Annotated in this window: 10 protein-coding genes; 1 reads left to right on the top strand and 9 read right to left on the bottom strand. The window is 47.0% G+C overall.

The features are described from left to right. Window positions 1-253: 253 nt before the first annotated feature. From ACIFO6_RS21880 to ACIFO6_RS21840, 9 genes are all read right to left on the bottom strand, one after another. Window positions 254-1,291, bottom strand: coding sequence for a threonine aldolase family protein (locus ACIFO6_RS21880; protein ID WP_430043851.1), 1,038 nt, complete (start codon window positions 1,289-1,291; stop codon window positions 254-256). Beyond that, window positions 1,284-1,706: a MarR family winged helix-turn-helix transcriptional regulator gene (locus ACIFO6_RS21875; protein ID WP_430043849.1), complete on the bottom strand. Its 423-nt coding sequence runs from the start codon at window positions 1,704-1,706 to the stop codon at window positions 1,284-1,286. Before ACIFO6_RS21875 ends, ACIFO6_RS21880 begins: the two co-directional genes overlap by 8 nt. Before the next feature lie 288 nt (window positions 1,707-1,994). Beyond that, a complete protein-coding gene (locus tag ACIFO6_RS21870; RefSeq protein WP_430043847.1) occupies window positions 1,995-4,019 on the bottom strand; it encodes a S9 family peptidase in 2,025 nt (674 codons plus the stop codon). Window positions 4,020-4,062: 43 nt separating this feature from the next. Further along, window positions 4,063-5,067, bottom strand: a complete 1,005-nt coding sequence (locus ACIFO6_RS21865; RefSeq protein ID WP_430043845.1) for an ABC transporter ATP-binding protein — start codon at window positions 5,065-5,067, stop codon at window positions 4,063-4,065. Continuing rightward, entirely contained in the window at window positions 5,064-6,041 is a 978-nt protein-coding gene (locus tag ACIFO6_RS21860) for an ABC transporter ATP-binding protein (protein ID WP_430043843.1), read from the bottom strand. The genes ACIFO6_RS21865 and ACIFO6_RS21860 overlap by 4 nt, the downstream gene beginning before the upstream one ends. A gap of 23 nt (window positions 6,042-6,064) precedes the next feature. Further along, window positions 6,065-6,997, bottom strand: a complete 933-nt coding sequence (locus tag ACIFO6_RS21855; RefSeq protein ID WP_044644591.1) for an ABC transporter permease — start codon at window positions 6,995-6,997, stop codon at window positions 6,065-6,067. A gap of 17 nt (window positions 6,998-7,014) precedes the next feature. Continuing rightward, window positions 7,015-7,932 (bottom strand): ABC transporter permease, encoded by a 918-nt coding sequence (locus ACIFO6_RS21850; protein ID WP_430043841.1) that lies wholly within the window; start codon window positions 7,930-7,932, stop codon window positions 7,015-7,017. Window positions 7,933-8,017: 85 nt separating this feature from the next. Beyond that, window positions 8,018-9,565 (bottom strand): ABC transporter substrate-binding protein, encoded by a 1,548-nt coding sequence (locus ACIFO6_RS21845; protein WP_430043839.1) that lies wholly within the window; start codon window positions 9,563-9,565, stop codon window positions 8,018-8,020. Between the two features lie 70 nt (window positions 9,566-9,635). Next, complete coding sequence (locus tag ACIFO6_RS21840; RefSeq protein WP_430043837.1) at window positions 9,636-10,820, bottom strand: M20 metallopeptidase family protein; 1,185 nt, start codon at window positions 10,818-10,820, stop codon at window positions 9,636-9,638. 122 nt (window positions 10,821-10,942) lie between these two features. On the opposite strand from ACIFO6_RS21840, the gene ACIFO6_RS21835 reads away from it, so the two are divergent. Beyond that, window positions 10,943-12,084, top strand: a protein-coding gene (locus ACIFO6_RS21835; protein ID WP_430043835.1) for an IS630 family transposase whose coding sequence is annotated in 2 segments (ribosomal slippage) — window positions 10,943-11,387 and window positions 11,387-12,084 — 1,143 coding nt in all. Because the reading frame shifts where the segments join, the coding sequence is not laid out codon by codon here. The last annotated feature ends 11 nt before the right edge of the window (window positions 12,085-12,095 follow it).

Raw genomic sequence — 12,095 nt, 5'->3', positions numbered from 1 at the left:
AAAAAATACATCTCACACTTAATATATCGAATATTTTCCATAAAAACAAATGTATTCAATTTTTAAGTTATGTATTATAGGCGAGGTAAACGCTTGAAGCGCATACCCCTCTTTCTATTCTAGTGTTGTTTTTCCATTCTTATATCCACACAGCAAAAAACCATACTTCGCTGCAATACATGCAACGAGGTATGGCCTATTACATAGTCATTCTACATCTTTAAGAATCTATGAACTGATTTTCATATTAAATTTACTGCAATGCCTTGATGTCCTGAATCAGCAGTTCAACATTGTCTTTCTTCGTAGCCCAACTGGTACAAAATCGAACGGCACTATGTGTAGCATCAACTTTTTCCCAAAAGGAATAAGTATATTTTTCGCTCAGTGCTTTTAAGATACGATCTGGTAAAATCGGAAACTGCTGATTCGTTGTAGAATGATATAGAAATTGAACTCCTTGTTTCGTTAACGAAGTTTGAATCAACATGGCCATATCTACAGCGTGCTTGGAAATTTCAAAGTATAAACCATCTTCAAATAAAGTCTCAAACTGTATACCCAACATTCGTCCCTTCGCCAGCAGCCCTCCTTTTTGCTTGATCATGTATCGAAAATCTTTTTTCAAAGCATCATTGATAATGACTACTGCTTCTCCCATCAGCGCTCCGATTTTTGTACCACCGATATAAAATACATCACACAGCTTTGCTATATCTGCTAAAGATGCATCGTTGTCCACTGCAACCAGACCATACCCTAAGCGAGCGCCGTCGATAAACAAGGGTAAGCCACCTTCCCGGCAGACTTGACTTAATGCTTCCAGCTCAGATTTAGTATAAAGCGTACCATTCTCGGTAGGCTGAGAAATATAAACCATACCAGGCTGTACCATATGCTCAAAAGCGCCATCATTCCAGTGAGCATCATACAGCTCTTTTACCTGTTCGGCCCGGATTTTCCCATCCTCACTTGGCAAAGGAAGTACTTTATGTCCAGTAGCTTCAATCGCGCCGGTCTCATGTACAGCAATATGTCCAGAATTTGCAGCAATAACCCCTTGATGAGGACGCAAAATAAAAGAGATCACCGTTGTATTGGTCTGTGTACCTCCAACTAAAAAGTGTACGTCCGCATTTTCGGAGTCACATGCTTTTTTAATATAAGCTCTGGCTTTTTCACAGTACTCGTCCACACCATAGCCTGGGGTTTGTTCATCATTCGTCTCCAATAGTCGCTTTAATATACGCTCATGGGCACCTTCGGTATAGTCGCATTCAAATCTAATCATTTTGTATTCTCTCCAATTTCTCTAGTTTGTTCTGAATGAACACCATAGAAGTATGTAATTCTTTAATCTCTTCTTCTGATAGACCTTGAACTAATTTTATGACTTGTTCGTCAGATCTTTCATCCAGTTGGTGATAAAACGCTTTTCCTTTAGGCGTCAAACGAATCAGATTTGTTCTATTATCCACCGAAGAATTTTCCTTAACAAGGAAGCCCTCTTTGCAAAGTTTAGCAATGATTCTACTCATATAACTGCGGTCAATTTTAAGAGAATCGACTAACGTATTGGCTATACATGGCTCGATCATACCGATCTCTACAATGACCCGTGCCTCGGTAAAGGAATACCCGCTATCCAGCACATGTCTATCTAATAATCCAAGTATATTGGTATAAAATCGATTGAAACGCCTCATATCTGCGATGACCTTAGCATCTATATTGATTTATAACTCCCCCTATTTAGTGGACTTATGCAACAATTATATTAATGATTTTTGTGGACTCTGTCAACGAAATATGATGCAATTCAATGTATTAATTAGCCCATAAAATAAAAAAAGTCCCGATCAAAAATGCTCATCAGGACTGTTGGGCGTAGCTATGGTAACTGATCTTCCCTTTAAATTCAACATGATTCCATCCTGCTCATAATCCTGATCTATGGTTCGATCAGAAAGGCCACTGGCATCGACAATTGCACTTTACTCATCGGAGTCAGCTCCTTTACTCAAGTAGGAATTAAACCAGGACACCACTTGCTCAAAGTTATCTACACGAAGGGACGGTTTACCGCTCTTCAGCAAGGAATGATTGGACCCGGGATAGCGAATGAGGCGTGTTGTTTTGCCCAGTCGTTTCAGGGCTGTATATAACTCATCCCCTTGTCCAACCGGGCAGCGGAGATCTTCCTCGCCGTGTAAAATCAGCAGCGGAGTTTCGATGTTGTTTACATGTGCCAGTGGGGACTTGGACCAGAGCAGCTCAGGATTTTCCCACGGGTTAGTCCCAACGATACCCTCCGTGTACGAAATACCGATATCACTCAAGCCATAGAAGGACAGCCAGTTGGAGATGCAACGCTGCGTAACGGCGGCACGGAATCGGTTCGTGTGAGAAATGATCCAGTTGGTCATTAAGCCTCCATAGCTGCCGCCAGCCACGCCGAGACGGGTTTCATCTATATAATCAAACTGGTTCAGCGCAAAGTCCAAGGCGTTCAGTACATCCTGATAATCTCCTCCTCCAAAGTCTCCCCGACAGGCTCGTGCAAAATCCTGTCCATAACCAAAGCTACCGCGTGGATTGGCCATCAGCACGGCATACCCCTGTGCAAGGAGTGTCTGCATTTCATGACTATATGCGCCGGTATACATCGCATGGGGTCCCCCATGAATTTGTAAAATCAAAGGAACCTGGTCTTCGGAGCCCAGTCCAGTCGGTTTGAAGATCCACCCCTGTACCTTGAATCCATCCGCAGCCTCGAACCAAAACACTTCCGGTACACTCACCTGCAAGGAGGCCATGTAATCGTCGTTATGGTGCGTGAGCTGCTTCTCTTCCCCTGTCTCCAGATTCATGTGATACAGCTCTCCAGGCCGATTCACAGCAAGTGCTGCAAAAACCAGATAGCGACCATCAGCAGATAGCGTGTACTGATAGATGTCTCTATCGTTTCCCGTAGTCACCGCTTGAACACTGCCGTCCATGGTGAATCGGTATATATGGACAGCACCCTGCACCGTCCCGAGCACATACATTTCTGACTTCATCCTCGCAGGAGCATATACCGGAGATGGAGACGGGCCGAAGGATTTCATATCACTTAAGGCGAAGTTGCCGATTTGCATATCCAATTCAGGAAACAATAGCTGCGAGGCTCCCCCCGTAACAGGCACGGTATACAGTCGATTCTGGCTACCACTGCCATACATGCGATCGCTGGCGATCAGAGTCAATGTTTTGCCGTTCGGTGCATACGAAAATTGGCTGATCGCCAAGCTGGAATCCGTAACCTTCACCATATGACTGCCGTCGCAATCGACCGTATACACATCCGAAAACGAAAACAGGTCTGCATCCAGCTTGTCGTCTTCTACACGTTTGGACAAAAACGAAATCCGCTTGCTGTCCATGGACCATACGGGGTAAGAAGCATTCCAAGGTCCCGAGGTGATTGGGGTTACCCGGCCGTTTTCAAGCTCCAGGACAAATAAATGACTAAATAGACCGTTCCACCAGCCCGATCCCTCAGCTTTGGGAGTGATGCGATCCACGACGCGCCCCCGCTCACCAGACTGCTTGCTGTATTCCTCAAGCGCCATGGCTTCCCGCTCGGCGTTGATACTCACCATACTTGTAAATACAATATATTTCCCGTCCGGCGACCAGACGAATGCCCCCACTCCACGCTTCACCTCGGTCAGTCGCTGTCCCTCTCCACCATCAGCCGGAACCATCCATAGCTGCTTGCTTCCATTCACCATACGTAGAAAGACAAGCTGTGATCCATCAGGTGACCAGGCAGGAGCTGAATCCTTATTGCCATCGGTCAACGGCTTATCGTCAGCCCCAAGAAGCGATACGACACGGATGTGCGTATGGTAGTCATTCTTTGAACGATCAATGCTTTTGTGGACGTAGGCAATCGTTCCATCGGAACTTACTGCCGGATCACTGATCCACTGATATCCGTATAAATCCTCCGGTACAATCTGTCGTTTATTCATGAGTAGCCTCCTTTTTCGGTTAACTCCTACTTCCAAAGGTTATCTATTCGTGAGCCATCTGCTTATGCAGAGGAAAATGGCAGGCCACAATATGCCCCGGAGTATGCTCTTCGAGCAATGGTCCCTGTTGGCAGCATATTTCTTGTGCATATGGGCAACGCGTGTGAAAAGCACAGCCCGAGGGCGGATTGGCAGGATTGGGGATTTCACCCGTCAATGTTATCCGTTCTTTACGCAGCCTCGGATCTGGAACAGGCACTGCATCAAGCAATGCTTTGGTATACGGATGCTGTGGCTGTGCAAACAACTCATCCCGATCTGCAAGCTCCACGATTTTTCCCAAGTACATCACTGCGATGCGATCGCTAATATGCTTGACGGAGGGCAGACCGTGAGCGATGAAAATATAGGTAAGTTGGAACTGCTGCTGAAGCTCTTTTAACAAATTTAAAATCTGAGCCTGAATCGACACATCCAGCGCGGATACAGGTTCATCGCAAACAATGAGCTTCGGCTTCATGGCAAGCGCTCTCGCTATGCCGATCCGCTGCCGCTGTCCACCACTGAATTCATGGGGATGCCGATCTGCTAAATGAGCACCTAATCCTACCGTCTGCAACAGTCGAAACACTTCAGCTTTAAGCTCTTTCCCTTTAGCAATCCCGTGTATCTGAAGCGGTTCGGCGACGATATCAAAGACCTTCATCCTCGGATTTAAAGAAGAGTACGGATCTTGAAATACAAACTGTAAATCTCGTCTGACTTTGCGGACTTCTTCGTCGGTTAAATCAGACAGGCTTTGCCCTTGAAAACGAATTTCGCCTGCCGTGGGTTCCAGCAGTTGTGTAATCATTTGTCCCGTTGTTGATTTGCCGCAACCTGATTCACCTACAATACCTAAGGTTTCGCCAGGCATCACCTTAAAACTCAATCCATCAACCGCCCGTACATAACCGCTTTTTTGGGAAAACCAGCCCTTTTTCATAGGATAATATTTTTTAAGCCCATTCACTTCGAGAAGCGGTATTCCCTGTGCTGTCTCATTCATACTGACACCTCCTCCATCCGCAAACATCTGACATAGTGTCCTTGAGCCTTGGCTTGTATTTCAGGATGAATCTTGGTGCACTGTTCCTGGGCATAAGGACAGCGGGGATGAAATGGACAGCCGCTCGGCATCTGCATCATATTAGGAACGGTACCGGGAATGGAATCCAGCCATTCTCTCTGTTCAGTAAGCTTGGGGAGTGATCCTAGCAAACCAATCGTATAAGGATGACCCGGCTTTTCAAACAAATCAAATACGTCCGCTTCCTCTACTACTTCCCCGGCATACATCACGACCACCCGGTCCGCCATTTCCGCGACAACACCTAAATCGTGGGTAATGAGAATGATGCCTGTGTTCTCTTCCTTGCTTAGCTTGTGGATTAAATTCAAAATTTGAGCCTGAATCGTAACGTCCAGTGCCGTCGTCGGTTCATCAGCGATCAGCAGTTTAGGCTGACAGGCCAAGGCCATGGCGATCATCACCCGCTGACGCATTCCCCCAGACAGCTGATGCGGAAAGTAACTTACCACTTTCGACGCACCAGGTATGCCTACCCGTTCTAGCATCTCGATACTTTTCTGCCGTGCCTCCGATTTGCTCAGCTTCTGGTGCTGCCGGATGACCTCACTGATTTGGTTACCAATCGTAAATACCGGATTCAGCGAACTCATCGGCTCCTGAAAAATCATGGATACCTCATTCCCCCGATATTTTCGCATTTCCCCCTTGGACAGCTTGAGTAAGTCTCGGCCTTCAAGCAGAATCTCCCCGCCCACGACTTTACCCGGTGTAGCCACTAAACCCATAATAGACAAGGAGGTTACACTTTTACCCGAACCGGACTCTCCAACAATAGCTACCGTTTCGCCTGGATTCACAGTGAAGCTGACACCATTGACCGAAGGCACGATGCCATCCTCCGTTTTAAAGTAGGTTTTCAAATGGTTCACTTCAAGCAATTTCGTGGTCATCTTTTCCGATCCCCCGCTTTCTGTTATTCTTTCGCCTTCATGTGGGGATCTAACACGTCGCGAAGCCAGTCACCGAGGAAAATGACGCCCAGGACCGTGATGGTAATCGCCAGGCCGGGAAACGTTGCCACCCACCAGCTCGTGGCTACATACTGTCTCCCATCGCTCAGCATGCCACCCCAGGACACTGCTGGCGGTGTGATCCCTAATCCGAGAAAACTAAGAGAAGCTTCCATAATAATCGTTGTCGCCACGCTCATACCGGAAATTACAATGAACGAAGACAAGACGTTGGGTAAAATGTGCTTCAACAGAATCCTGCTATTTTTTGAGCCAATCGCCTTGGCTGCTTTGACGAAGTCCCGTTCCTTGATACTCAATACCTCGCCCCGGACTACCCTTGTATAAGAAACCCAATTCGTAACGCCAATAACAAAAATAAGTGTAGTCATGCCAGGCCCTACCACGGCCAGGACGACCAGCATCAGCAGAATAGCCGGAATGGCCAAAAAGGCATCGGCAACTCTCATAATGATGGCATCCACCCATTTACCATAAAACCCGGCGAGGAGTCCGAGAATCGCGCCAATCGTGCCTGAGACCAGAACTGCACCGACACCGACGATAAGCGAAACTCTCGCCCCGTATACGATACGGCTCCACATATCCCGTCCCAGGTTATCTGTACCCAGCCAATGCTCCGGCAATCCACCAGCCAGCCACATGGGCGGCTTCAGACGATTAAGCGGGTCAATATCCGCAGGATTGTGACTGGCCAGCAGAGGGGCACATAGTGCCGTTAAGCACACGAGCAGTATGATTATTGCACCGACCGTTCCGGTTTTACTTCGTAACAGCTGCTTCCATATACGCCTGATACTAGACGGTTGTGCTTGCTTTTTGCCATCCAGGTCTGGGTCTGGACCAAGGGCTTGTACATCATGAATACCTGCCACACCTCCTCCTCCCCTCTCTAGTTGTATTTAATTCTTGGATCAAGCAGTCGGTAAACGACATCGGTTAAAATATTGCTGATAACCACAATAAAGGCAATCACAAATACAGCGGCCTGAACGATAGCCATGTCATGGGTATTCACAGCAACGACAAGTAACTGCCCCAAACCCGGCCATGCAAATACCGTCTCGGTAATCAGTGTACCGCCGATCAAGCTCGTAAATTGCAAGCTCATAATCGTGACGACCGGAATCAATCCATTGCGAAAAGCGTGTTTTCCGATCACTACGATTTCGAGAATCCCTTTACTTCGGGCTGTTCGTATATAGTCCTGATTCAAAATGTCCAGCATACTGGAGCGAATGAGTCGAGTCATCTGTGCAGAAAGACCGACACCCAGTGTAAAGGCCGGAAGTATTAAATGCTCCATCCCGCCCCGACCGGACACCGGAAGCATCCCCAGCATGACGGAGAATAACAATATGAGCATAATCCCCATCCAAAAGTTAGGCATGGCCTTTCCGACTACGGATAAGCTGGAAATGATTAAATCGGTAAAGGTATTACGTTTGACTGCTGAGATGACGCCCAGTGGCACTGCGATGATGACCGCAAAAATCATGGCGGCTACTGCTAATTCAAAGCTGGCTGGCAGCCGTTCCAGCACTAACGGCAAAGCCGATTCACCATAGCGAAACGAGGTGCCAAAATCGCCCTGTAAGGCACTGCCAATAAATCGAATGTATTGCGTATATAAGGGCTGATCCAGCCCAAGCGCTTGTGTCAGTACTGCACGATCCTCGGCTGTAGCGGTCTCCGGCAGCATCAGGGCTACAGGGTCCCCGGTTACCCTCACCAGGATGAATACAATCAGAGAGACAATCAGCAGTACAGGGATAACCTGTAGCAGTGATTTGGCGATATAAGTTTTCAATCCGTCACCTCCATAACCAGCAGGCTTTTTTTAAAAGGACGGGCAGGAACCTGCATCGAGGTCCCCGCCCGTTCACTTCTCTGATTTATTTTGCAGGTGCAATATCCTCTGCGTAGAACATCTCATCGCTTCTCGGTTGGAAATTCACGCCGTTACCAGTGCCATAAATCCCTTCCATTTGGAACAGATATACAGCCGGACGATCTTCCGCCAATATCTGTTGCACTTGCAGATACTCTTTTTCACGCGAGGCTGTATCCAGATTCGTCAGAGCATGCTGCAACAGCTTCTCTACCTTCGGATTGTTATAATCCGTTTCGCCTTTAGCCTCTTCTAGCAGGTAGCGATTATAGTTATTGGAAGCATCAAACAGGGAATTACCAATGCCGATCATAAACATTTCTTTAAAGGATTTGGAGCTGTAACGCTCACTGAAAGCACTTGGCTCCAGTACGTCCAATTTAATGTTGAAGCCTTCTTTATTTAACATGGCGGCTACGACCTCAGCATACTCTTTATATATTGAGGATACTGAAAGAGTTAATGCTGGACCTTCACCAGAGTAACCGGCCTGCTTCAGCAGTTCTTTGGCCTTAGTCGGATCATATAATGTTTTCTCATACAAGGAAGGATCGGCACCAAAATTACCTGGTGTAACGGAAGTACGAGTTACAATCCCCGCACCGCCTGCGATGCTGTCCACGATTCCCTTTTTATCAATCGCGAGGTCTATCGCCTCTCTCACTTTCGGGTTAGCCGTAACATTGCCCTGACTTTGACGTAAAATCAATTGCAGAACACGCTGAATCGGTGCCTTGACGATTTTCTTGCCGTCTTCGCCTTGAATACGTTCTATATCGGTGGAAGGGATTCCGGAAGCAATGTCAATCGAGCCTGCGAGCAGTTCAGATACACGCGTTGAGGCCTCTGGTATGGAGCGAAAAACAACCTGATCCCATTTCGGCTGACCTTCATAGTACTTATCGTTTTTAACCAGTACTACACGATCATCCTTAATCCATTGACTAAACTTATAAGGGCCTGTACCGATTGGATTTTTAAGGAATTCCTCTATGCCATTTTTCTCAATATATTTGGAAGGTAAGATCCCAGCTCCCATTTTGGATAAACGATTGAGCAGCAGCGGATCTGGCCCGTCGGTTATGATATCTGCTGTATGTTCATCCACCACTTTCACTTCTTTAATATTTTTAAAGTAGGAATTTTGTTTGAGCGTGTTATCCTTTGCAACTCTTTCTATCGTATACTTCACATCTTCCGCCGTGAATGGATCACCGTTATGGAAGGTAACCCCTTCGCGCAAGTGAAAACGCCAAGTCGTATCATTTACCTTCTCCCAAGAAGTTGCGAGTCCAGGTACTTTCTTCTGCTGACTATCATTTTTCAACAAGTAGTCAAATACGTTAACCAGAACGGCTTCACTCGCCGTATTGTTATTGTTATGCGGATCAAAGCTTTCAATATCCGTAGCATTCGCTATCGTCAGTACTTTACCGTCAGTCGATGCTGCACTGTCTTTACTACCGCCTGTGGATGGGGCACCGCAGCCTGCCAGGATCATCACAGCAATCAGTAACGTAATCCCGCTTGTAAACCACTTATGTCTATTCATCTTGTCCACTCCAGTCCATTGAGGTTGTATATTGCCACACAGCTGCTTCTGAACGTCTCAAACCCAATTTTTATTTTGTCTTCAAAAAATTCAGCGCTATCGCCGACATCATGGCTACTCCATAAGGCAGTACCGATTCATCCAAATCAAACTTGGGATGATGCAATGGGTAGCTTGTAGCTTCATCTCCTCTCCCCGAGCCCAACCGGAAGAAAACACCGGGTACCTGCTCACAATAAAAAGCGAAATCTTCCCCGCCTGTTGACGGTTTGATGTAGTTCCACTCCGTGGAGCCAAACAGTTGCTCACTGGTTTCGGTCATTAAATCGACCATATCCGGGTCGTTCTGAACAACTGGGTAGCCAAGCTGATAATTCAACTCATATCCGGCTCCGAACGATTCACACGCTCCACGGACTACCTGTTCGATCAGTTCAGGTATCCGGCTGCGCAACTCTGCCGACAAAGTTCGCACGGTGCCGATCATCTCGACTTCCGGTGCAATGGCTGCCCCCATGTAGCCACCACTAATTTTTCCGATCGTAATGACAATGGTCTCAAGCGGATCAACCAGACGGCTTGGAATATTTTGCAGAGCAGAAATAACCTGCGCGGACACGGCAATCGCGTCTATCCCCTCATGCGGACGGGCAGCATGACCGCCTTTGCCTATAATCTTAATCGTTAAGCTATCTGCGGAGGCAAAGGCTACCCCTTTGCTGACCCCAAGTGTTCCTGTCTTTAGACCCGGGAACATATGTAGTCCTGCCATCGCATCTACTTTTGGATTTTCCAACACACCATCATCAATCATAGCCTTGGCCCCGGCTAAACCTTCTTCTGCTGGTTGAAAGACAAATTTGATATTTCCTCTTTCAGGCCGTTCCAGCTTCGTAAGTAACTGCGCGGCTCCCATCAGTATTGCGGTATGGGCATCATGCCCACATAAATGTGCCTTTCCCGGAATCTGTGACCGATAGGGGACCGTTTTTTCATCCTGAATCGGTAAAGCATCCATATCTGCCCTTAGTCCAATTGTAGGACCCGGGCTTTTTCCTCGTAACAGACCTACAACCCCGGTTTTACCTACATTTGTTATCACTTCCAGCCCAAGTTCACGTAAGTGTTCAGCCACAATTCCCGATGTACGAACCTCTTCATAACCCGTTTCAGGATGGCGATGAAAGTCTCTGCGCCAAGCCATCAGCTGATCTTGAAGCGGTCTGGATAATGCTAAAAGTTCATTTATATTCATTATTATCATCCCCGCTCGAATCATCTTATTTTTTCTGTATAGTACCGACTAGTACAGCATCAGATTTAAAATAGTTAAATAAAGGAAAGTATGATATAGTCGAAGAAAAAGAGGTATCGACTATGACAAAACGAGCTTATGTGGTCAACCTATCTGGAGAAGAACAAAAAAAACTACAAAAGATCTGTTCGACAGGGAAAACTGCGGCCCGTTCCATACGGCGTGCACAAATCTTACTCTGGGCAGACGAGAATCGGAATGAGGGCAAGTTAAAAGATACGGAAATTGCAGAACGTCTCCACATCCACACCAACACGGTACATCTTGTACGTAAAGTCTTTGCGGAGCAAGGTCTGCAAGCTGCTCTTGAACGAAAGAAGCGGTTGACTCCACCGAATCCGCCCAAGGTCACCGGAGAGTTGGAAGCCAAGATCATTGCGCTGAGTTGCAGTGAACCTCCAACGGGAAAAAGTCGTTGGACGCTGCGCCTGTTGGCAGACAAAGCGGTTGAACTTCAATATATCGACAGCCTTTCCTACGACACCGTGGATCGTATTTTAAAAAAAGCGAACTTAAGCCTCATCTCCGGAAATGCTGGTGCATCCCTCCCCAGCAAAACGCGGCGTTCGTAGCGGCGATGGAAGACGTACTGGAAGTGTATCATGAACCCTACGACGTGAACTGCCCGGTCATTTGCATGGACGAAAAACCGTTTCAGCTTCTGAACGAAGTCCGGCAGCCCATTCCCATGAAACCCGCCAAACCTCTACGAGAAGATAGCGAGTACGAGCGAAATGGGACTTGCAGTATTTTCATCTTTACAGAGCCTTTGGTGGGTTGGCGGCATGTCGAGGTGCGGAACCAACGAACCCGAATAGAATGGGCCGAGCAGGTCAGGGCATTGCTGGACGTACATTATCCCCAAGCCCCTAAAATTAAACTCGTCATGGATAACTTGAACACCCATTCCGTTGCGTCACTTTATCACGCATTTGATCCGGAAACAGCTCTTCGTTTAGCCAAAAGGCTGGAGATCCATTACACACCCAAACATGGAAGCTGGCTCAATATTGCAGAGATTGAACTCAGTGTCATGACTCGTCAATGTTTAGCCCGTCGTATTCCTTCCATTACCGAATTGTCGGATGAATTGAGCGCCTGGGAGCAATCCCGTAACCAAAGCCAAAAGGGTGTGGATTGGCAATTTACGACCAAGGATGCTCGCATCAAGTTAAAACGTCTTTATCCACAATTTAAAGACTGATGCTGTACTAG

The sequence above is a fragment of the Paenibacillus sp. NRS-1781 genome (assembly GCF_050467745.1).
GTDB classification, from domain to species: Bacteria; Bacillota; Bacilli; order Paenibacillales; family Paenibacillaceae; genus Paenibacillus; species Paenibacillus terrae_A.
The sequence above is the reverse complement of the archived record's forward strand: the minus strand, read 5'-3'. Positions and strand labels throughout refer to the sequence as shown.

Coding starts and splice junctions, on each gene's coding strand:
- ACIFO6_RS21880 (WP_430043851.1), bottom strand. CDS start 1,291: ATGATTAGATTTGAATGCGACTATACCGAAGGTGCCCATGAGCGTATA.
- ACIFO6_RS21875 (WP_430043849.1), bottom strand. CDS start 1,706: ATGAGGCGTTTCAATCGATTTTATACCAATATACTTGGATTATTAGAT.
- ACIFO6_RS21870 (WP_430043847.1), bottom strand. CDS start 4,019: ATGAATAAACGACAGATTGTACCGGAGGATTTATACGGATATCAGTGG.
- ACIFO6_RS21865 (WP_430043845.1), bottom strand. CDS start 5,067: ATGAATGAGACAGCACAGGGAATACCGCTTCTCGAAGTGAATGGGCTT.
- ACIFO6_RS21860 (WP_430043843.1), bottom strand. CDS start 6,041: ATGACCACGAAATTGCTTGAAGTGAACCATTTGAAAACCTACTTTAAA.
- ACIFO6_RS21845 (WP_430043839.1), bottom strand. CDS start 9,565: ATGAATAGACATAAGTGGTTTACAAGCGGGATTACGTTACTGATTGCT.
- ACIFO6_RS21840 (WP_430043837.1), bottom strand. CDS start 10,820: ATGAATATAAATGAACTTTTAGCATTATCCAGACCGCTTCAAGATCAG.